We start from the raw sequence: 20,113 nt of genomic DNA on the forward strand, positions 1-20,113 counted from the left end.
TGGATTCTTTTTTAGCTTTACTCGATAAGTCTATAGTTTGAAACTATAACTAGCTCTTGAAAAGAAGAAAATGAGTTGATGAAAATAAGTGGTACAATAGTTACTATAGATTTGGAGGTATTGTATGAGCAAGGAATTACACATTAACACAATTTTGGCCCAGGCGGGTATCAAGTCAGATGAAGCGACAGGAGCTTTGGTGACACCGCTTCATTTTTCAACGACCTATCAGCATCCAGAGTTTGGTAAATCTACTGGATTTGACTATACGCGCACCAAAAACCCAACTCGCAGTAAGGCGGAAGAAGTCTTGGCGGCTATTGAGTCCGCAGACTATGCCCTAGCGACTAGCTCAGGGATGTCAGCTATTGTACTGGCCTTTAGCGTCTTTCCAGTAGGAAGTAAGGTTGTGGCTGTCCGTGACCTTTACGGTGGTTCTTTCCGCTGGTTCAACCAAGTGGAGCAGGAAGGCCGTTTCCATCTTACCTATGCCAATACAGAAGAAGAGTTGATTGCTGAGTTAGAAAAGGATGTTGACGTTCTCTATATCGAAACGCCAACCAATCCCTTGATGTTGGAATTTGATATCGAAAAACTGGCAAAATTGGCTCATGCTAAGGGTGCCAAAGTGGTGGTGGACAATACCTTCTACAGCCCTATCTACCAACGTCCGATTGAAGATGGAGCAGATATCGTTCTCCATTCAGCAACCAAGTATCTAGCAGGCCACAATGATGTCTTGGCTGGAGTGGTTGTGACCAATAGTTTAGAACTATACGAGAAACTCTTTTACAATCTCAATACGACAGGGGCAGTCTTGTCACCGTTTGACAGCTACCAGTTGATTCGTGGTCTCAAGACCTTGTCTCTTCGTATGGAGCGCTCAACAGCTAACGCCCAAGAAGTGGTTGCCTTTTTGAAGGATTCTCCAGCAGTCAAGGAGGTTCTCTATACTGGTCGTGGGGGGATGATTTCCTTTAAAGTAGTCGATGAAACGCGCATTCCTCATATTTTGAACAGTCTCAAGGTCTTCTCGTTTGCGGAAAGTTTGGGTGGGGTAGAAAGTCTCATTACTTATCCAACGACTCAAACTCACGCTGATATTCCAGCAGAAGTGCGCCATTCTTATGGTTTGACAGATGACCTCTTGCGTTTGTCGATTGGGATTGAGGATGCTAGAGATTTGATTGCAGATTTGCGCCAAGCCTTGGAAGGATAAGACAAAGATGGGAAAATATGATTTTACAAGCCTGCCCAATCGTTTAGGGCACCATACCTATAAATGGAAAGAGGCGGAAACGGATAGTGAAGTCCTACCAGCTTGGATAGCGGATATGGACTTTGTAGTCTTGCCTGAAATCCGCCAAGCCGTGCAAACTTACGCAGACCAACTGGTTTATGGCTATACCTATGCAAGTGAAGAGTTAATTAAGGAAGTTCAAAAGTGGGAAGCTACACAACACGGTTACTACTTTGACAAAGAAGCCCTTGTCTTTATCGAGGGTGTGGTACCAGCCATTTCAACAGCCATTCAAGCCTTTACAAAAGAAGGTGAGGCTGTTCTGATTAACACACCTGTCTATCCACCTTTTGCTCGCAGTGTCAAGTTGAACAACCGTAGATTGATTACCAATTCTTTGGTGGAAAAGGATGGACTGTTTGAGATTGACTTTGATCAACTTGAAAAAGATTTGGTGGAAGAGGAGGTCAAACTCTATATCCTCTGTAACCCTCACAATCCTGGTGGACGTGTGTGGGAAAAGGAAGTGTTGGAGAAGATTGGTCAACTCTGTCAAAAATACGGTGTTTTCTTGGTTTCAGATGAGATTCACCAAGATTTGGCCCTCTTTGGTCACAAGCATCATTCCTTCAATACTGTCAACCCTGACTTTAAAGAATTTGCTATCGTCTTGAGCAGTGCCACTAAAACCTTTAATATTGCTGGGACAAAAAATTCCTATGCAGTCATTGAAAATCCTAAGTTGAGACTGACTTACCAGAAACGCCAGTTAGCCAATAACCAGCATGAAATTTCAGGCTTGGGTTATTTGGCGACAGAAGCTGCCTATCGATACGGTAAAGATTGGTTAGAGGAACTCAAGCAAGTCTTTGAAGACCATATTAATTATGTGGTGGAACTATTTGGAAAAGAGACTAAAATCAAGGTCATGAAACCGCAAGGAACCTACTTGATTTGGCTTGATTTTTCAGCCTATGACCTGACTGATGAAAGATTGCAAGAGCTTTTGAGAAATGAAGCCAAGGTTATCCTCAACCGTGGTTTGGATTTTGGAGAGGAAGGAAGTCTCCATGCCCGTCTCAATGTAGCCATGCCTAAATCTCTGCTGCAAGAAGTGTGTCAGCGGATTGTGACGACTTTTGCCAAACGTTAAAAATCTAGTCTTCTAGGAGAAAAGTCTTCCTAGAAGGCTATTTTCATAGGTGAAAATATGGTATAATAAAAAGATAAGGTAAAGGTAAAAATATGGCTAAATTGATTCCGGGAAAAATCCGTATCGAAGGCGTTGCCCTTTATGAAACTGGTAAAGTTGACATCATCAAGGAAAAGAACAATCGGCTCTACGCTCGCGTTGCAGAAGAAGAACTGCGCTATAGTTTAGAGGATGATTTGGTTTTTTGTGCCTGTGATTTTTTCCCAAAGAGGGGCTACTGTGTGCATTTGGCGGCTCTGGAGCATTTTCTAAAAAATGATGAGCGTGGTCAGGAAATCTTGCAGAGTCTGGAAGAAGGTCATGAAGAAAAAGAGGCCGTTGAAACCAAGGTGACCTTGGGTGGCAAATTTTTGGACCGAATCTTGTCTCCAAAATCAGACCGAGTCTATGAATTATCGGCTGTGGGTCAGGTGGAAGCAGGAACCAATCATATCTTGTGGACTCTGAGAATCGGCCAAATCAATAGCCAAAAATACTACGTCATTCGGGATATTCCACTCTTTTTAAGGATTGTCGAGCAGAGAAAGTCTTATATGATTGGCAAGATTTATGAGGAGTCTCTTTCTTGGGAAGCCTTTGATGAGGCCAGTCAAGAACTTCTGAATTTCTTACGAGGACTGATGGAGGAAGGACAGGCTCCAGACCTCTTTTTCCAAAACCAGGGTCGGCATCTCTTTTTTCCTCTGACTTTTTTTGAGCAGGGTGTGAATTTACTGATGACCTTGCCTCATTTTCAATTTGACCATCAAGTGGATAGCTATCAGACTCTGCTTTTTCAGGATATGCATGCTGATGCCAATCTATTTGCCTTTACAGTAACAGAATACTCGGATTATTTTGAAATGGAAATCAGTGAGAGTCCAAGGGTCAATGTCTTTTATCAGGGAGCTGTGCTTTTCCATAAAGGACAGGTTTATTTTCAAACAGACCAGCAGATGCGTCTTCTCAAGGAAATTAAAGCGCTACCTGTGGATCAACAAGGAAAGAAATACCTGCAATTTGATAGCAGTGACCGAGATAAGTTAGCTTCTTGTTTAACGCTCTTTGGCCAGATGAGCACTGTTTCAGCTCCAGAACGTTTACAAATCAAAACTTTTGCGCCCTCTTTTTACTTTGACAGGGAAGAAGATAATCGGATTCGTTTAGAAATTCAGTTTGATTATGGGGATAGGCAGGTATCAAGCCGACAAGAGCTAGAAGAATTACCATTTTCAAGTGATGCTGACTTAAAAGAAAGAATTTTCCAAGTCTGTTTGGCAGCGGGATTTGAAGCAGACTTTCAATCTTGGCGTCAGGTCATAAAAGCAGAGTCTGTCTATCATTTCTTCCATGAAATCATTCCAGTCTTTGAAAAACTCGGTCATGTTGACCTATCAGACAAGCTAGAAGAGCTTTATAGCTTAGCGAGTCCTCAAGTGCAGATTGCTTCCAAGGGAGGTCTCTTGGAAATCCAGTTTGATTTTCAAGATATTGCCCAGGAGGAAATCGACCAAGCCATGCAGGCCTTGGTTGCCAATCAAGATTTTTATATCGATTCGTCCAATCAAGTCTACTTTTTCGATGAAGAAACCAAGAAAATTCGCCAAAATCTACAGGAACTAGGACAATTTGAATTAAAAGATGGGGCCTTGCAGGCTCGGAAATCCTTGGCTTATAGTTTAGCTCATCTCTTTGAAGGACGTGACCGTGTTTCTTTTTCACAAGAATTCCAGAATCTGGCTCACGATTTGACGCATCCAGAGGACTTCCCTAGACAAGCAACTCAGGTTCAGGCTGACTTACGAGATTATCAGGAAAAGGGAATCGGCTGGCTACAAATGCTCCATCATTATGGTTTTGGTGGGATTTTGGCTGATGATATGGGACTTGGTAAAACCCTTCAGACCATTGCTTTTTTGACCAGTCAAGTGACAAAAGAAAGTAGGGTCTTGATTTTAGCACCGTCAGGTTTGATTTACAACTGGGCAGATGAGTTTCAAAAATTTGCCCCACAGTTAGATGTGGCTGTTGTTCATGGTTTGAAAGCTAGTCGTGAGGAGATTCTTGCTGAGAGTCATCAAATCTATGTGACGAGCTATGCTACCTTCCGTCAGGACAGTGAGCTTTATCAGGGGCTGGCCTTTGACTTCCTTTTCTTAGATGAGGCTCAGGTCATGAAAAATGCTCAGACTAAGATCGCCCAGACCTTGAGACAATTTGTGGTGCCGTCAGTTTTTGCCTTGTCAGGAACTCCGATTGAAAACCATTTGGGTGAGTTGTGGTCTATTTTCCAAATCGTCATGCCAGGACTCTTGCCAAGCAAGAAAGAATTTATGAAATTGCCAGCTGAACGCGTGGCTCAGTTTATCAAGCCTTTCGTGATGCGACGCAAGAAAGAAGAAGTGCTGACTGAATTGCCAGACTTGATTGAAGTGGTTTATAAGAATGAACTGGAAGACCAGCAAAAGGCTATCTACCTAGCCCAGTTGCAACAGATGAGAGATAGATTGGCTCAAGTTTCAGACCAGGAATTCCAGCGAAGTCGTGTGGAAATCTTGTCTGGTCTGATGCGCTTGCGCCAAATCTGTGACACTCCTGCCCTCTTTATGGAGGATTATCAGGGAGCCAGTGGCAAACTGGATAGTCTCCGAGACCTGCTGGTACAGGTGGCAGACGGTGGACACCGTGTCTTGATTTTCTCGCAGTTCAAGGGAATGTTGGAGAAAATAGAACAAGAATTGCCAGACTTGGGCATGACTTCCTTTAAAATTACGGGTTCAACCCCAGCCAAGGAAAGACAAGACATGACCAAGGCCTTTAACCAAGGGGAAAGAGATGCCTTTCTGATTTCCCTCAAGGCTGGTGGTGTCGGTCTGAATCTGACAGGTGCTGATACGGTTATTTTGGTTGACCTTTGGTGGAATCCTGCGGTGGAGGCGCAAGCCATTGGCCGTGCCCATCGGATGGGTCAGGAAGAAACGGTTGAGGTCTATCGCTTGGTGACCAAGGGAACCATTGAAGAAAAAATTCAGGAACTCCAAGAACAGAAGAAACATCTGGTGTCACAAGTATTGGATGGCACAGAGTCACGTGGCAGTCTGACCCTAGCAGAAATTAGAGAAATTTTGGGAATTTCTGAAGCCAGCACTTGAAAAATCAAGACAATACGCTATAATGAAGTGTTGAAAGGAAATAGAAAATGAAACAAGAACGATTTCCATTGGTGTCAGATGACGAGATCATGTTGACTGAAATGCCAGTCATGAACTTGTATGATGAGTCTGATCTGATCAGTAATATCAAGGGTGAGTATCGAGATAAAAATTATTTAGAATGGGCTCCTATTACTGAAGAGGCGCCAGTAAAACCGATTGAAAAGCAAGTCGAGAAATCTAAAAAAGCTCCTTTAGGGGTTAAAAAAGAAGGAAAGAGCTATGCGGAGGCGGCGCGTGAAGAAGCGCGTGCAGACTTGAAAAAGAAACGCTCTGCTAACTATCTAACTCAGGATTTCAGCCGTGCGAGACGTCATTCTAAATCAGGCCTTCTTAGACAGGGCAATCAACCGACAGCGCCTTTCCAAAAGGAAAATCCTGGTGAATTTGTCAAATATAGCCAAAAATTGACCCAGTCTCAGTACATCTTGGCGGAAGAAGTCAATTCTATCCCTACCAAGAATGAAGAAGTGTCAGTACCTGCTCCAAAGAAAAACAACTATGATTTTCTGAAAAAGAGCCAAATCTATAATAAAAAAAGTAAACAAACAGAACAAGAACGTCGGGTTGCCCAAGAGTTGAATCTGACCAGAATTACAGAATAGGGGAGAAAACATGCCAAAGACATATCATTTTATCGGAATTAAGGGATCAGGGATGAGTGCCTTGGCCTTGATGTTGCACCAAATGGGGCATAAGGTACAGGGATCAGATGTTGAAAAGTACTACTTTACTCAACGTGGTCTTGAGCAGGCAGGAATTACTATTCTTCCTTTTGATGAAAAGAACCTAGACGGTGACATGGAAATTATCGCTGGAAATGCCTTTCGTCCAGATAACAACGTCGAAATTGCCTATGCGGACCAAAATGGTATCAGCTACAAACGTTATCATGAGTTTCTAGGTAGCTTTATGCGTGATTTTGTTAGCATGGGAGTAGCAGGAGCGCATGGAAAAACTTCAACGACAGGTATGTTGTCTCATGTCTTGTCTCACATCACAGACACTAGCTTCTTGATTGGGGATGGGACCGGTCGTGGTTCGGCCAATGCCAAATATTTTGTCTTTGAATCTGACGAATATGAGCGCCACTTTATGCCTTATCACCCAGAATACTCTATTATTACCAACATTGACTTTGACCATCCAGACTATTTCACAAGTCTCGAGGATGTTTTCAATGCCTTTAACGACTATGCTAAACAAATTACCAAGGGTCTTTTTGTCTATGGTGAAGATGCAGAATTGCGTAAAATTACGTCTGATGCACCAATTTATTATTATGGCTTTGAAGCAGAAGGTAATGACTTTGTAGCTAGTGAGCTTCTTCGTTCTACAACTGGTTCAACCTTCACAGTTCATTTCCGTGGACAAGAATTAGGTCAATTCCACATCCCAACCTTTGGTCGTCACAATATCATGAATGCGACAGCCGTTATTGGTCTTCTTTACACAGCAGGATTTGATTTGAACTTGGTGCGTGAGCACTTGAAAACATTTGCCGGTGTTAAGCGTCGTTTCACTGAGAAAATTGTCAATGATACAGTGATTATCGATGACTTTGCCCACCATCCAACAGAAATTATTGCGACCTTGGATGCGGCTCGTCAGAAATACCCAAGCAAGGAAATTGTAGCGGTCTTCCAACCACATACTTTTACAAGAACCATTGCCTTGTTGGACGACTTTGCCCATGCTTTAAACCAAGCAGATGCTGTTTACCTAGCGCAAATTTATGGATCTGCTCGTGAAGTAGATCATGGTGACGTTAAGGTAGAAGACCTAGCCAAAAAAATCAACAAAAAACACCAAGTGATCACTGTTGAAAATGTTTCCCCACTCCTTGACCATGACAATGCTGTTTACGTCTTTATGGGAGCAGGAGACATCCAAACCTATGAATACTCATTTGAGCGTCTCTTGTCAAACTTGACAAGCAATGTTCAATAGGATGCTCCCATGGAAATTCCAATTAAGATCATTCAGGCAAGCAAGTCTGATTTGGCTGAGATAGAGGCACTTCAGGCCACATCTTATCCAGCTGAAAATCATCTGACTTCCCATATCTTAGAAGAAAGTATCCGTAAGTCTGCGGATACCTTTCTTCTAGCTAGGGATGAAAATCAGCTTTTAGGCTATATTCTAGGCAGTCCCCAGTCAGACAATTCGCAATGTCTAAAAATACATTCTTTAGTCATTGAGTCTGATCATCAGAGACAGGGCTTGGGCACGCTGCTTCTTGCGGCTTTGAAAGAGGTGGCAGTTGAGCTGGATTACAAAGGGATTCGTTTGAAGAGTCCTGATGAGCTTCTTTCCTATTTTGAAATGAACGGTTTTATTGATGAAGAAACTGCAACTAGCCAGGGCTTTAGTATGATTTGGTTTAATCCCTTTTATCTGGAGGCACAATGAAAATCAGACAAGCAAGATTAGAAGATTTGGATCGTATCGTCGAGATTGAACTAGAGAATTTCTCGGTTGAAGAAGCCATTCCTCGATCTGTTTTTGAGGCACATTTGCGAGAAATACAGACCTCTTTTCTGGTTGCGGAAAAAGAAGGCAGAATCATGGGCTATATAGAAGGGCCAGTTTGCCCCCACCGTCATCTGCAAGATCAGTCTTTTACAGAAGAGATTGAAGACCATAGCCATGAGTCGGGTGGCTATATCTCTGTCACCTGTCTCTCTATTGCCAAAGAGGCGCAGGGTCTCGGACTTGGTCAGACATTGCTAACAGCCTTGAAAGAACTGGCTCTTAAACACGAAAGAGAAGGTATAAACCTAACCTGTCATGACTATCTCATTGCCTACTATGAAAAACATGGATTTGTCAATGAAGGCCTGTCCCAGTCAACCTTTGCAGGGGAAACTTGGTATGATATGGTCTGGGAAGCTAATACTCTTCGAAAATCAAATTCAAACCACGTCAGCGTCGCCTTACCGTACTCAAGTACAGCTTGCGGCTAGCTTCCTAGTTTGCTCTTTGATTTTCATTGAGTATAAAAAATAAGCTAGGAAAAGTATCATAGGTTGCTTTTCTTGGACTTTTAAGATATAATATTATGGATTGTCAACAAGGAGGAAAAACTTTTGAGTGAAAAGTCAAGAGAAGAAGAGAAATTAAGCTTTAAAGAGCAGATTCTGAGAGATTTAGAAAAAGTAAAAGGCTATGATGAAGTTCTGAGAGAAGATAAGGCAGTAGTTCGCACTCCTGCAAATGAACCTTCAGCTGAAGAACTCATGGCTGATTCCTTGTCAACGGTAGAGGAGATTATGAGAAAAGCTCCTACCGTGCCTACTCACCCAAGTCAAGATGTACCTTCTTCTCCAGCAGAAGAAAGTGGCTCAAGACCAGGACCAGGTCCTGTTAGACCTAGCAAAGTTGAAAGAGAATACAATGAAACCCCAACAAGGGTAGCTGTTTCCTATAAGACAGCAGAGAAAAAAGAAGAACAAGCACGTCCAGAAACACCGACGCCTGCTAAAGAAACAGTGGATATCATCAGCGATACACCACGTCGTAGCCGTAGAGAAGGAGCGAAACCCGTTAAGCCGAAGAAAGAGAAAAAATCTGGCTTTAAGGCCTTCTTCATTTCTCTATTGATTTTCCTTGCCTTGATTTCGGCAGGTGGTTACTTCGGTTATCAGTATGTTCAGTCATCTTTACAGCCTGTTGACGCTGATTCTAAGCAATATGTAACGCTGCAAATCCCAGAAGGAGCTAATGTTCAAGAAATCGGTAAGACACTTGAAGATGCCGGCTTGATTAAACACGGTTTAGTTTTTGGCTTGTATGCTAAGTACAAAAATTATGCTGATTTGAAATCAGGTTACTATAATTTGCAAAAGAGCATGAGTACAGAAGATATCATCCACGAACTACAAAAAGGTGGAACAGCTGAAGCTCAAGAACCTGTCCTTGCGACTTTGACAATTCCAGAAGGTTATACGATTGATCAAATGGCCCAAGCTGTAGGTCAATTGCAAGGTGACTTCAAAGAGCCTTTGACAGCAGATGCTTTCCTAGCAAAAGTTCAAGATGATAGCTTTATCAGTCAGGAAGTTGCCAAATATCCGAGTCTACTTGAAAGCTTGCCTACAAAGGAAAGTGGGGCTCGTTATCGTTTGGAAGGGTACCTTTTCCCAGCTACTTACTCTATCAAAGAAAGCACAACTGTTGAAAGCTTGATTGATGAGATGTTGGCAGCTATGGACAAGACTTTGGCACCTCATTACAGTACGATTAAGTCTAAGAATTTGACGGTCAATGAATTGTTGACGATTGCTTCACTTGTAGAAAAAGAAGGAGCTAAGACTGACGATCGTAAGTTGATTGCAGGTGTATTCTACAATCGCTTGAATCTTGGTATGCCACTTCAAAGCAATATTGCCATCTTGTATGCCCAAGGAAAACTTGGTCAGAAGATTAGTCTTGCTGACGATGCTGGAATTGATACATCTATTAATTCACCATATAATGTCTATACCAATCTAGGCCTCATGCCTGGTCCGGTAGATAGTCCAAGCTTAGATGCTATCGAGTCAAGTATCAATCAGACTAAGAGTGAATACCTTTACTTTGTTGCAGATGTGACAGATGGTAAGGTCTACTATGCTAGCAATAAAGAAGAACATGATCGTAATGTAGCTGAGCACGTTAATAGCAAGCTTACTCAAAATAGTAGTTCAAACTAAGACTACAAAAATAAGAATCTCAGATAGAGATTCAATACTATCGAAAGAAAGTTGAGAAAAATGGCAGAAAAAACATATCCTATGACCCTTGAGGAAAAGGAAAAACTTGAAAAAGAATTAGAAGAATTGAAATTGGTCCGCCGTCCAGAAGTGGTAGAACGCATTAAGATTGCCCGTTCATACGGTGACCTTTCTGAAAACAGTGAGTACGAAGCAGCTAAGGATGAACAAGCCTTTGTCGAAGGACAAATCTCTAGCTTGGAAACGAAAATCCGTTATGCTGAAATCGTCAATAGCGACTCAGTTGCCCAAGACGAAGTAGCGATTGGTAAAACAGTAACTATCCAAGAAATTGGTGAGGACGAAGAAGAAGTTTATATTATCGTAGGTTCAGCTGGTGCAGATGCCTTTGCAGGTAAGGTTTCAAATGAAAGCCCAATTGGACAAGCCTTGATTGGTAAGAAAACAGGTGACACAGCAACCATTGAAACACCTGTTGGTAGCTATGATGTAAAAATCTTGAAGGTTGAAAAAACAGCCTAAAAACAGAAAAAAGGAGTGGGGAGGCAGTGCGCTTCACTCACTCCTTTTTCCATTTTAAATTGAATTGGAGACGATATGAGTTCAAAGAAGAAAAAAATAAGATGGAGCGTGGTCTGACCAATCGTCACGTGCAGGTTATGGCCATCGCTGGAACAATCGGAACAGGACTCTTTTTGGGAGCAGGTCGCTCTATCAGCCTAACAGGTCCTTCCATTGTACTGATTTATATGATTACTGGAGCCTTTATGTTCCTCATGATGCGTGCGGTTGGGGAAATGCTCTATCAAGATCCTGAGCAACATACCTTTATCAACTTTATCACGCGCCATTTGGGTAAGGGCTGGGGCTATTTCTCAGTTTGGTCCTACTGGCTATCCGTTGTCTTTATCGGTATGGCGGAAATCACAGCCATCTCTCATTATGTTCAGTTTTGGTTCCCTAGCTGGCCAAGTTGGATGATTGAGATTGGATTTTTGACTATTCTAGCCTTGGTCAATCTGATTGCGGTGAAGCTCTTTGGGGAAGTTGAGTTTTGGTTTGCGATGGTTAAGATTGTGGCTATTTTAGCTATGATCGCCACAGGAGTCTTTATGGTCTTGACTGGCTTTAAGACACCTCATGGAGTAGCAAGTTTGGCCAATATCACCGACAGTTTCTCCCTCTTCCCTAATGGTGGAGTGAACTTTGTCATGGCCTTCCAGATGGTTTTCTTTGCCTATCTCATGATTGAGTTTATCGGGGTAACAACTTCTGAAACCAAAAATCCACGTCAGGTCTTGCCAAAAGCCGTTAAGGAAATTCCTTTGCGTATCGCCTTTTTCTACGGTGGTGCCCTCTTAGCCATCATGGCTATCATTCCGTGGCGTGAACTGGCTTCTGCTGATTCACCTTTTGTTACAGTATTTGAATTGGCAGGTATCAAGTGGGCAGCGGCCTTGATTAACTTTGTCGTCTTGACGTCAGCAGCATCTGCTCTTAACTCAACCCTTTATTCAACAGGACGTCATTTATACCAAATTGCTCATGATTCGCCAAATCCATTCTTAAAGGCTATCAAAGCAGATACTCTTTCTCGCCATAATGTGCCACAAAATGCCATCATCGCTTCAGCAATCTTGATTGCCCTAGCAGCCTTTATCAACGTATTGCCAGGTGTTTCCGATGCCTTTGCCTTGATTACAGCATCATCATCAGGTGTCTATATCGCCATTTATATCTTGATTATGCTGGCGCACCTTAAGTATCGTAAGTCACCAGACTTTATGGCGGATGGCTATCTCATGCCCCATTATCGTTTCCTAAATCCCTTAACCATGCTCTTCTTTGTCTTTGTCTTTGTAACTCTCTTTTTACAAGAGTCTACATTTGTCGGAGCAATTGGTTCAGCTATTTGGATTATCGGTTTCGGGATTTACAGCCAGTGGAAATTTAGAAAATAGATTTGAAACTCATCAACTCAGGTTGGTGGGTTTTTGCTAGTTTGACAGTCTTTTGAAATAAGACTATAATCAAGCTGTATCAGTTTTTAAGGAGGTTTGGATGTACTTTAGATTGGAAAATAAGGAATCCCAGAAAGCGCAGGAAATTGGGAATTTGATTCGTGCTTATAATCGTTCAAAAAGAGAAGAAGCTGAAAGTGAGCCACTTAATCTTTATGTCGAAGATGAAAAGGGCAATCTCCTGGCAGGCTTAGTAGCAGAGACTTTTGGAAATTGGCTAGAAATCGAGTATTTATTTGTAAAAGAGGAACTGAGAAGGCAAGGAATCGGTTCAAGACTATTGCAGCAAGCAGAAACTGAAGCTAAGAATCGAAACTGTCGTTTTGCTTTTGTCAATACTTACCAGTTTCAAGCTCCTGATTTTTATAAAAGGCATGGCTACAAGGAAGTCTTTTCTTTGCAAGACTATCCCTACACAGGAAAAAGATATTATTACCAAAAGGATTTGTAAGGAGAATAAAGCAAAGAGGGGAGCTTGACATAAGTCTCGATAAAATACCCCTTAAATCCTACAAATTGTGTCTTTCTAGACGATATTGAGGACAATACAATCGCAGCTGAGAAGGTGGGAATCAAGGCTTATCAGGTTAAGAAAAGAAGTGATGTCGTCGAAATTTTGAAATCATATATTTAGATTCAACACTCTCTATTTTTTATGGTAGAGAGTTTTTGTTAATAAAATTTTACAAAATGACATTTATATATTGCATTAAGTTAGATATATGATATAATGTTGTTAAAAAGAGGCGCAACTTTTTAAAACTATAAGGAGGACGCAGGTGGCTAAAAATTTAAAATTAAAATTAGCTCGGGTAGAGCTTGATTTAACTCAAGGTCAATTGGCAGAGGCTGTGGGGGTGACGCGCCAGACTATTGGTTTGATAGAGGCGGGAAAATATAATCCCAGTCTCTCGCTTTGCCAGTCTATTTGCAGATGTTTAGGGAAAACTCTAGACCAACTATTTTGGGAGGAAGAAGATGGTAAATAAATTCATTCATTATCAATTACTTGACGAAAGAGAAGAACAATTAATCAATAAAGCTGGGGCAGAATCCTTTTCACTCTTTATTGGGCTTGTACTTCTAAGCTATTTGGTGGCTGTATTAGCTCCCTCTCTTTTTAATCCGAATTTTCTAGTGTATACACTGATAGTAGGAATTTTCTTCTTTTTTAATCGTGCTCGTTATCTGGGAGTAACTTACTATAGTCGTTTTCATTTTACGATTTTGGGTTGTTTTTTCTTAACCTTGGCTATTACGGCTCTTTTGATGTTACAGAATTATCAATTCAACATAGAAATTTATCAGCACAATCCTTTGAACGTTAAATACCTATCTGCTTGGGCAATTACTTATGTTATTTACCTTCCCTGGGTCTTTATTGGCAATCTTGGTCTTAAGAGCTATGGCGAATGGGCTCAGAAAAAGTTTGAACAAGATATGGATGAACTGGAGAGTGGAGAATAGCTTGTTACTCTTTTCTCAATCCAGCTAAAATGTGATATAATAGTACTAATTTATTGGAATGCATGAAAGTTTTTGAAAATTTTCATGTATTTCTAGTTAAGGAAGTAGGAAAAGTATGTATCCAGATGATAGTTTGACATTGCACACGGACTTGTACCAGATCAACATGATGCAGGTTTACTTTGACCAAGGGATTCACAATAAAAAGGCGGTCTTTGAGGTGTATTTCCGCCAACAACCTTTTAAGAATGGCTATGCGGTTTTTGCAGGTTTGGAAAGAATTGTGAGTTATCTTGAAGACTTGCGTTTTTCAGATAGTGATATTGCCTATTTGGAGTCTCTAGGCTATCATGGGGCATTCTTGGACTACCTCCGCAATTTCAAGTTGGAGCTGACCGTTCGTTCTGCCCAAGAAGGGGACTTGGTTTTTGCTAATGAACCGATTGTGCAAGTTGAAGGCCCTCTAGCCCAATGTCAATTGGTCGAAACGGCTCTTTTGAACATCGTCAACTACCAAACCTTGGTGGCGACTAAGGCAGCTCGTATTCGCTCGGTTATTGAAGATGAACCCTTGATGGAGTTTGGGACACGTCGGGCTCAAGAAATGGATGCGGCTATCTGGGGAACACGCGCAGCGGTGATTGGTGGAGCCAATGGAACCAGCAACGTGCGCGCTGGTAAACTCTTTGACATTCCTGTCTTGGGGACCCATGCCCATTCCTTGGTGCAGGTTTATGGTAACGACTATGAGGCCTTCAAGGCTTACGCTGCGACCCACAAAAATTGCGTTTTTCTTGTGGATACCTATGACACCCTTCGTATCGGTGTGCCAGCGGCCATTCAGGTGGCGCGTGAGCTGGGTGACCAGATTAACTTTATGGGTGTGCGGATTGACTCTGGGGATATTGCCTACATTTCTAAGAAAGTCCGTCAGCAACTGGACGAGGCTGGATTTACAGAGGCTAAGATTTATGCTTCTAATGATTTGGATGAAAATACCATCCTCAACCTCAAGATGCAAAAGGCCAAGATTGATGTCTGGGGTGTGGGAACCAAGCTAATTACAGCCTATGACCAGCCAGCTCTTGGGGCAGTTTATAAGATTGTGGCCATCGAAGATGAAAATGGGAACATGCGCAATACGATTAAGCTGTCTAATAATGCGGAAAAAGTGTCTACGCCAGGTAAGAAGCAGGTGTGGCGCATTACCAGTCGTGAAAAAGGCAAGTCAGAAGGCGACTATATCACTTATGATGGCGTAGATGTTTCCAGTATGACAGAAATCAAGATGTTCCATCCGACTTATACTTACATCAAGAAGACGGTTCGTAATTTTGATGCCGTTCCTCTCTTGGTGGATATCTTTAAAGATGGGAAATTGACTTACAGCTTGCCTAGTTTGACTGAGATTCAGGATTATGCTCGTAAGGAATTTGACAAGCTTTGGGATGAGTACAAGCGCGTGCTCAATCCTCAGCATTATCCAGTGGATTTGGCGCGTGATGTATGGCAAGATAAGATGGACTTGATTGACAAAATGCGTAAGGAAGCCCTTGGTGAAGGAGAAGAAGAATGAGTTTGCAAGAAACGATTATCCAAGAACTGGGCGTGAAACCAGTGATTGATGCCCAGGAAGAAATCCGTCGTTCTATTGATTTCTTAAAAAGATATCTGAAAAAACATCCCTTCCTAAAAACCTTTGTACTAGGGATTTCTGGAGGACAAGACTCAACCTTAGCAGGACGTTTAGCCCAACTAGCTATAGAAGAACTGCGAGCTGAAACGGGAGATGACAGCTACAAATTTATCGCTGTCCGCCTGCCATACGGAGTGCAAGCTGATGAAGCAGATGCTCAAAAAGCTCTTGCTTTCATCCAACCAGATATCAGCTTGGTTGTGAATATCAAGGAATCAGCTGACGCCATGACGGCAGCAGTTGAAGCGACAGGTAGTCCTGTTTCAGATTTTAACAAGGGCAATATCAAGGCACGTTGCCGTATGATTGCTCAGTATGCCCTGGCAGGTGCACATAGCGGAGCGGTCATTGGAACAGACCACGCCGCGGAAAATATCACAGGTTTCTTTACCAAGTTTGGTGACGGTGGTGCGGATATTCTCCCTCTTTACCGCCTCAATAAACGCCAAGGAAAACAACTCTTGCAGGAACTTGGTGCAGACCCAGCACTTTATGAAAAAATCCCAACAGCAGACCTAGAAGAAGACAAACCAGGTCTAGCTGACGAAGTAGCCCTCGGAGTCACTTATGAAGAGATTGACGACTACCTAGAAGGCAAAACAATCAGCCCAGAAGCCCAAGTAACAATCGAAAACTGGTGGCACAAAGGCCAACATAAACGCCACCTACCCATCACCGTATTCGATGACTTTTGGGAGTAAAAAGGTCCGGGGGACCTTTTTACCCCGAGTTTAGAAATAAGAAAATGAGGAACCTCCAGTGGAGGTTTTTACCCCGAGCACGGAAACAAGAAAACGAGGAAGGTCCGGTAACTCACAGAGTTCGATTTCGTCGTCTCACCCCCGCAACGATGACTAGGTTTGAAAAAGCTTGCTAGAGCGCATTTCAAACCAGACAGCGACTGCGTCAAGGAACTAGATGAAAAACTTGTTTTTTAGTTATTACTGAGTTTAGTCTTTTTACCCTGAGCCTATAAATGAGAAAGCGCAGAAGGTCCAGTGGACCTTTTTAGCTTCTTACCTGGAAATTCAAAAGCAAAGTAAATTTAAATTGAGGTTGGGCAGAGAATCATCTATCAGAAAGCGAGGTAGCGTAATGAAATCTATCGGTACGCAAATGTTACAGACAGATCGTTTAATATTACGAAGATTTGTGGAAAGTGATGCAGAAGCCATGTTTCAGAATTGGGCTTCGTCTGCTGAGAATCTAACCTATGTCACTTGGGATCCCCATCCTGATGTCGATGTGACTCGAAACTCGATTCGTAATTGGATTGCCTCCTATGCTAATACCAACTATTACAAATGGGCCATTTGTCTCAAAGAAAACCCGGAGCAGGTGATAGGAGATATCAGCATCGTTGCAATAGATGAGAACGATTCTTCTTGTGAAATTGGCTATGTGCTAGGCAAGAAATACTGGGGTCATGGTATGATGACAGAGGCCTTGAAAGCTGTCTTGGACTTCTGTTTTACTCAAGTAGACTTTCAAAAAGTCAAGGCACGTTATGCCAGTCTCAATCCAGCTTCAGGTCGTGTCATGGAGAAAGCAGGGATGTCCTATCTAAAGACTATTAGCAATGGTGTAGAGAGAAAAGGCTATCTTGCGGACCTTATTTATTATCAGATAAGTAGGGAAGACTAGTGAATTTTCTTTTCTGTTTCCATCCAAGTCAGACTTTGTCTGGCTTTTTTTGCAAGATTTCTAAATAACCTGATTAAATTCCTATTTTTCCCTATCATTGTCCCTGTTTTTTCTTGAGTTTTGGGGCTATAATAGTCCTATCAAATCAAAGAATGGAGGAAGGCAATGGATAATATTATCTTTTTTATCAGTGTTTTTCTTGCTGGAATTCTCTCCTTCTTTTCTCCTTGTATCTTACCCTTGTTACCGGTTTATGCAGGGGTCTTGTTGGATGATAAAGATGGTGCTCAGGCTTCTAGTGGCAAATTTTCAATCTCAGTTGTCAGTTTATTGCAAACTCTGGCCTTTATAGCAGGGATATCCTTTATCTTCATTTTACTGGGTTATGGAGCTGGTTTTTTAGGCGACTTGCTTTATGCTTCTTGGTTCCAATATGTGACGGGTGCGGTTATCATTCTCTTAGGCTTGCACCAGATGGAGATTCTACGCTTTAAGGGGCTTTATAAGGAAAAGAGGTTACAACTGCAAGGACAGGGGCAAAATGGTAAGGGCTATAGTCAGGCATTTTTATTGGGCTTGACCTTTAGTTTTGCTTGGACGCCTTGTGTGGGGCCGGTTCTTGGCTCTGTTTTGGCCTTGGCGGCTTCAGGTGGCTCAGGTGCTTGGCAGGGAGCGGGTCTCATGTTGGTGTACACGTTGGGTTTGGCGCTACCATTTTTGGTTCTAGCTCTAGCCTCTAGTTATGTTTTGAAACATTTCCGAAAACTTCATCCCTATCTCGGGATTCTCAAAAAAGTGGGTGGTTTCCTCATTATCGTGATGGGAATCTTGGTGCTTTTGGGAAATGCTTCCATTTTGACTACATTATTTGAATAGAGAGGAAAAAGAAATGAAAAAATGGCAAACATGTGTTCTTGGAGCAGGTTCGCTCCTTTGTTTGACGGCTTGTTCAGGCAAGTCCATGACTAGTGAACACCAAATGAAAGATGAAATGAAGATGGAGCAGACAGCTAGCAAAACAAGCGCGGCTAAAGGAAAAGAGGTATCTGATTTTGAACTAACGGGAGTAGACGGCAAGATCTACCGCTTGTCTGATTACAAGGGCAAGAAAGTCTATCTCAAATTCTGGGCTTCTTGGTGTTCTATCTGTCTGGCTAGTCTTCCGGATACGGATGAAATTGCTAAGGATGCTGGAGACGACTATGTGGTCTTGACAGTGGTATCTCCTGGTCACAAGGGAGAACAAGCAGAAGCGGACTTTAAGAATTGGTACAAGGGTTTGGATTATAAAAATTTCCCAGTTCTAATTGACCCGTCGGGCAAACTATTGGAAAGTTATGGTGTCCGTTCTTACCCAACTCAAGCCTTTATAGACAAGGAAGGAAAGCTGGTCAAAACGCAACCTGGTTTTATGGATAAGGATATGATTTTAAAAACATTGAAAGAAGTGGGGTAGAGAAAGGCCATGAATGATAAAGTAAAATTGTTTGTCTTGGCAGGAATCTTTTTCCTAGCCATAACCGGTTTCTATTTTCTATTGATGCGAAATGCAGGGCAGACAGATGCCTCGCAAATTGAGAAAGCGGCAGTTAGCCAAGGAGGAAAAACAGTGAAAAAAACAGAAGTGAGTAAAGATACAGACTTGCATGAAATTTATCTAGCTGGGGGATGTTTCTGGGGAGTGGAGGAATATTTCTCACGCGTTCCTGGGGTGACAGATGCCGTATCAGGCTATGCAAATGGTAGAGGGGAAACAACCAAGTACGAATTGATTAACCAAACAGGTCATGCGGAGACTGTTCATGTCACCTATGATGCCAAGCAAATTTCTCTCAAGGAAATCCTGCTTCACTATTTCCGCATTATCAATCCAACTAGCAAAAATAAACAAGGAAATGATGTGGGAACCCAGTACCGTACTGGTGTTTATTACACAGATGACAAGGATTTAGAGGTAATTAACCAAGTCTTTGATGAGGTGGCTAAGAAATTCGATCAACCTCTAGCAGTTGAAAAGGAGACCTTGAAGAATTTTGTAGTGGCAGAGGATTACCACCAAGACTATCTCAAGAAAAATCCAAATGGCTACTGCCATATCAATGTCAATCAGGCAGCCTATCCCGTCATTGATGCCAGCAAATACCCCAAACCAAGTGATGAGGAATTGAAAAAAACCTTGTCATCTGAGGAGTATGCAGTTACCCAGAAAAATCAAACAGAACGAGCTTTCTCAAACCGCTACTGGGATAAATTTGAATCTGGTATCTATGTGGATGTGGCAACTGGCGAACCTCTCTTTTCATCAAAGGACAAGTTTGAGTCTGGTTGTGGTTGGCCTAGTTTCACCCAGCCCATCAGCCCAGATGTTGCCACCTACAAGGAAGACAAGTCCTACAATATGACACGCATGGAAGTGCGGAGCCGAGTTGGAGATTCTCACCTTGGCCATGTCTTTACGGACGGACCACAGGACAAGGGTGGCTTGCGCTACTGTATCAATAGTCTTTCCATTCGCTTTATTCCCAAAGACCAAATGGAAGAAAAAGGCTATGCTTATTTACTAGATTATGTCGATTAATACTCTTCGAAAATCGCTTTAAACCACGTCAGAATCGGCTTACAGTGGGTAGGGTTGAGACTGGGCAAAAACTCAATTTGAGGAGAAAATAAAGCAAATTTTCTAACAATAAAACACATAATATCAAGAATTTTTAACATCTGATACTATGCGTTTTCTAATTTAAAAGACTTTTTGCCCAGTCTCTCTATCCACAACCTCAAAACCATGTTTTGAGCTAACTTCGTCAGTTCTATCCACAACCTCAAAGCTGTATTTTGAGCAACCTGTGGCTAGCTTCCTAATTTGCTCTTTGATTTTCATTGAGTATAAGAAGTCTTTCCTAAGCAGTTAGAGGAGAATTTTGCT

At 42.1% G+C, this 20,113-nt stretch carries 20 protein-coding genes; 19 read left to right on the forward strand and 1 reads right to left on the reverse strand.

The window, feature by feature from the left end; all coding sequences use genetic code 11:
- Window positions 1-124: 124 nt before the first annotated feature.
- The 19 genes from HMPREF9957_RS09990 (at window position 125) to msrB (ending at window position 19,765) form a co-directional block, all read left to right on the forward strand.
- Window positions 125-1,219, forward strand: coding sequence for a cystathionine gamma-synthase (locus HMPREF9957_RS09990; protein WP_000031939.1), 1,095 nt, complete (start codon window positions 125-127; stop codon window positions 1,217-1,219).
- A gap of 7 nt (window positions 1,220-1,226) precedes the next feature.
- On the forward strand, window positions 1,227-2,393 hold the full coding sequence (locus tag HMPREF9957_RS09995) for a MalY/PatB family protein (RefSeq protein ID WP_000521359.1): 1,167 nt from the start codon (window positions 1,227-1,229) through the stop codon (window positions 2,391-2,393).
- Between the two features lie 92 nt (window positions 2,394-2,485).
- A complete protein-coding gene (locus HMPREF9957_RS10000; RefSeq protein ID WP_001096222.1) occupies window positions 2,486-5,584 on the forward strand; it encodes a pilus expression-regulating Snf2 family helicase in 3,099 nt (1,032 codons plus the stop codon).
- Window positions 5,585-5,631: 47 nt separating this feature from the next.
- Complete coding sequence (locus HMPREF9957_RS10005) at window positions 5,632-6,249, forward strand: divisome accessory protein ZapJ (RefSeq protein ID WP_000808212.1); 618 nt, start codon at window positions 5,632-5,634, stop codon at window positions 6,247-6,249.
- Window positions 6,250-6,259: 10 nt separating this feature from the next.
- Window positions 6,260-7,594 carry a UDP-N-acetylmuramate--L-alanine ligase gene (gene murC, locus HMPREF9957_RS10010; RefSeq protein WP_001127124.1) on the forward strand — a complete coding sequence of 445 codons (1,335 nt, stop codon included), beginning with the start codon at window positions 6,260-6,262 and terminating at the stop codon, window positions 7,592-7,594.
- 9 nt (window positions 7,595-7,603) lie between these two features.
- Window positions 7,604-8,056 carry a GNAT family N-acetyltransferase gene (locus HMPREF9957_RS10015; protein ID WP_000405278.1) on the forward strand — a complete coding sequence of 151 codons (453 nt, stop codon included), beginning with the start codon at window positions 7,604-7,606 and terminating at the stop codon, window positions 8,054-8,056.
- Window positions 8,053-8,610 (forward strand): GNAT family N-acetyltransferase, encoded by a 558-nt coding sequence (locus HMPREF9957_RS10020; protein ID WP_000702429.1) that lies wholly within the window; start codon window positions 8,053-8,055, stop codon window positions 8,608-8,610. Before HMPREF9957_RS10015 ends, HMPREF9957_RS10020 begins: the two co-directional genes overlap by 4 nt.
- A gap of 123 nt (window positions 8,611-8,733) precedes the next feature.
- Window positions 8,734-10,338 (forward strand): endolytic transglycosylase MltG, encoded by a 1,605-nt coding sequence (gene mltG, locus HMPREF9957_RS10025; protein WP_001291669.1) that lies wholly within the window; start codon window positions 8,734-8,736, stop codon window positions 10,336-10,338.
- A gap of 60 nt (window positions 10,339-10,398) precedes the next feature.
- Entirely contained in the window at window positions 10,399-10,881 is a 483-nt protein-coding gene (gene greA / locus HMPREF9957_RS10030; protein WP_000818768.1) for a transcription elongation factor GreA, read from the forward strand.
- 101 nt (window positions 10,882-10,982) lie between these two features.
- Window positions 10,983-12,320 (forward strand): amino acid permease, encoded by a 1,338-nt coding sequence (locus tag HMPREF9957_RS10035; protein ID WP_000439443.1) that lies wholly within the window; start codon window positions 10,983-10,985, stop codon window positions 12,318-12,320.
- 100 nt (window positions 12,321-12,420) lie between these two features.
- Window positions 12,421-12,831, forward strand: a complete 411-nt coding sequence (locus tag HMPREF9957_RS10040; protein ID WP_000273902.1) for a GNAT family N-acetyltransferase — start codon at window positions 12,421-12,423, stop codon at window positions 12,829-12,831.
- Window positions 12,832-13,159: 328 nt separating this feature from the next.
- The gene (locus HMPREF9957_RS10045; RefSeq protein WP_001107500.1) at window positions 13,160-13,369 is read left to right on the forward strand and encodes a helix-turn-helix transcriptional regulator; all 210 of its coding nucleotides are present in this window, start codon (window positions 13,160-13,162) and stop codon (window positions 13,367-13,369) included.
- On the forward strand, window positions 13,359-13,847 hold the full coding sequence (locus HMPREF9957_RS10050; protein WP_000247408.1) for a DUF6773 family protein: 489 nt from the start codon (window positions 13,359-13,361) through the stop codon (window positions 13,845-13,847). The genes HMPREF9957_RS10045 and HMPREF9957_RS10050 overlap by 11 nt, the downstream gene beginning before the upstream one ends.
- 115 nt (window positions 13,848-13,962) lie before the next feature.
- Complete coding sequence (locus tag HMPREF9957_RS10055; protein WP_000283135.1) at window positions 13,963-15,423, forward strand: nicotinate phosphoribosyltransferase; 1,461 nt, start codon at window positions 13,963-13,965, stop codon at window positions 15,421-15,423.
- Complete coding sequence (gene nadE / locus HMPREF9957_RS10060) at window positions 15,420-16,244, forward strand: ammonia-dependent NAD(+) synthetase (protein WP_000058021.1); 825 nt, start codon at window positions 15,420-15,422, stop codon at window positions 16,242-16,244. The genes HMPREF9957_RS10055 and nadE overlap by 4 nt, the downstream gene beginning before the upstream one ends.
- Window positions 16,245-16,638: 394 nt before the next feature.
- Window positions 16,639-17,187 (forward strand): GNAT family N-acetyltransferase, encoded by a 549-nt coding sequence (locus tag HMPREF9957_RS10065; protein ID WP_000835671.1) that lies wholly within the window; start codon window positions 16,639-16,641, stop codon window positions 17,185-17,187.
- Window positions 17,188-17,352: 165 nt separating this feature from the next.
- Window positions 17,353-18,063: a thiol-disulfide oxidoreductase-associated membrane protein CcdA2 gene (ccdA2, locus tag HMPREF9957_RS10070; RefSeq protein WP_000368748.1), complete on the forward strand. Its 711-nt coding sequence runs from the start codon at window positions 17,353-17,355 to the stop codon at window positions 18,061-18,063.
- A gap of 13 nt (window positions 18,064-18,076) precedes the next feature.
- The gene (locus HMPREF9957_RS10075) at window positions 18,077-18,643 is read left to right on the forward strand and encodes a redoxin family protein (RefSeq protein WP_000759273.1); all 567 of its coding nucleotides are present in this window, start codon (window positions 18,077-18,079) and stop codon (window positions 18,641-18,643) included.
- A 9-nt stretch (window positions 18,644-18,652) separates the two neighbouring features.
- Window positions 18,653-19,765 (forward strand): peptide-methionine (R)-S-oxide reductase MsrB, encoded by a 1,113-nt coding sequence (gene msrB, locus HMPREF9957_RS10080; RefSeq protein WP_000998571.1) that lies wholly within the window; start codon window positions 18,653-18,655, stop codon window positions 19,763-19,765.
- A gap of 162 nt (window positions 19,766-19,927) precedes the next feature.
- On the opposite strand, the gene HMPREF9957_RS13625 is transcribed toward msrB, so the two are convergent.
- Window positions 19,928-20,068 (reverse strand): hypothetical protein, encoded by a 141-nt coding sequence (locus HMPREF9957_RS13625; protein WP_004242593.1) that lies wholly within the window; start codon window positions 20,066-20,068, stop codon window positions 19,928-19,930.
- Window positions 20,069-20,113: the final 45 nt, after the last annotated feature.

This window comes from Streptococcus mitis SK1080 (assembly GCF_000220085.1).
GTDB classification, from domain to species: Bacteria; Bacillota; Bacilli; order Lactobacillales; family Streptococcaceae; genus Streptococcus; species Streptococcus mitis_K.

What these genes read in the sequence shown, in the direction of transcription:
- HMPREF9957_RS10000 (WP_001096222.1), top strand. Translation starts at nt 2,486, where the DNA reads ATGGCTAAATTGATTCCGGGAAAAATCCGTATCGAAGGCGTTGCCCTT.
- HMPREF9957_RS09995 (WP_000521359.1), top strand. Translation starts at nt 1,227, where the DNA reads ATGGGAAAATATGATTTTACAAGCCTGCCCAATCGTTTAGGGCACCAT.
- ccdA2 (WP_000368748.1), top strand. Translation starts at nt 17,353, where the DNA reads ATGGATAATATTATCTTTTTTATCAGTGTTTTTCTTGCTGGAATTCTC.
- HMPREF9957_RS10040 (WP_000273902.1), top strand. Translation starts at nt 12,421, where the DNA reads ATGTACTTTAGATTGGAAAATAAGGAATCCCAGAAAGCGCAGGAAATT.
- nadE (WP_000058021.1), top strand. Translation starts at nt 15,420, where the DNA reads ATGAGTTTGCAAGAAACGATTATCCAAGAACTGGGCGTGAAACCAGTG.
- murC (WP_001127124.1), top strand. Translation starts at nt 6,260, where the DNA reads ATGCCAAAGACATATCATTTTATCGGAATTAAGGGATCAGGGATGAGT.
- HMPREF9957_RS10075 (WP_000759273.1), top strand. Translation starts at nt 18,077, where the DNA reads ATGAAAAAATGGCAAACATGTGTTCTTGGAGCAGGTTCGCTCCTTTGT.
- HMPREF9957_RS10050 (WP_000247408.1), top strand. Translation starts at nt 13,359, where the DNA reads ATGGTAAATAAATTCATTCATTATCAATTACTTGACGAAAGAGAAGAA.
- HMPREF9957_RS10065 (WP_000835671.1), top strand. Translation starts at nt 16,639, where the DNA reads ATGAAATCTATCGGTACGCAAATGTTACAGACAGATCGTTTAATATTA.
- HMPREF9957_RS10015 (WP_000405278.1), top strand. Translation starts at nt 7,604, where the DNA reads ATGGAAATTCCAATTAAGATCATTCAGGCAAGCAAGTCTGATTTGGCT.
- HMPREF9957_RS10035 (WP_000439443.1), top strand. Translation starts at nt 10,983, where the DNA reads ATGGAGCGTGGTCTGACCAATCGTCACGTGCAGGTTATGGCCATCGCT.
- HMPREF9957_RS10020 (WP_000702429.1), top strand. Translation starts at nt 8,053, where the DNA reads ATGAAAATCAGACAAGCAAGATTAGAAGATTTGGATCGTATCGTCGAG.
- HMPREF9957_RS09990 (WP_000031939.1), top strand. Translation starts at nt 125, where the DNA reads ATGAGCAAGGAATTACACATTAACACAATTTTGGCCCAGGCGGGTATC.
- HMPREF9957_RS10055 (WP_000283135.1), top strand. Translation starts at nt 13,963, where the DNA reads ATGTATCCAGATGATAGTTTGACATTGCACACGGACTTGTACCAGATC.
- msrB (WP_000998571.1), top strand. Translation starts at nt 18,653, where the DNA reads ATGAATGATAAAGTAAAATTGTTTGTCTTGGCAGGAATCTTTTTCCTA.
- HMPREF9957_RS13625 (WP_004242593.1), bottom strand. Translation starts at nt 20,068, where the DNA reads ATGAAAATCAAAGAGCAAATTAGGAAGCTAGCCACAGGTTGCTCAAAA.
- greA (WP_000818768.1), top strand. Translation starts at nt 10,399, where the DNA reads ATGGCAGAAAAAACATATCCTATGACCCTTGAGGAAAAGGAAAAACTT.
- HMPREF9957_RS10005 (WP_000808212.1), top strand. Translation starts at nt 5,632, where the DNA reads ATGAAACAAGAACGATTTCCATTGGTGTCAGATGACGAGATCATGTTG.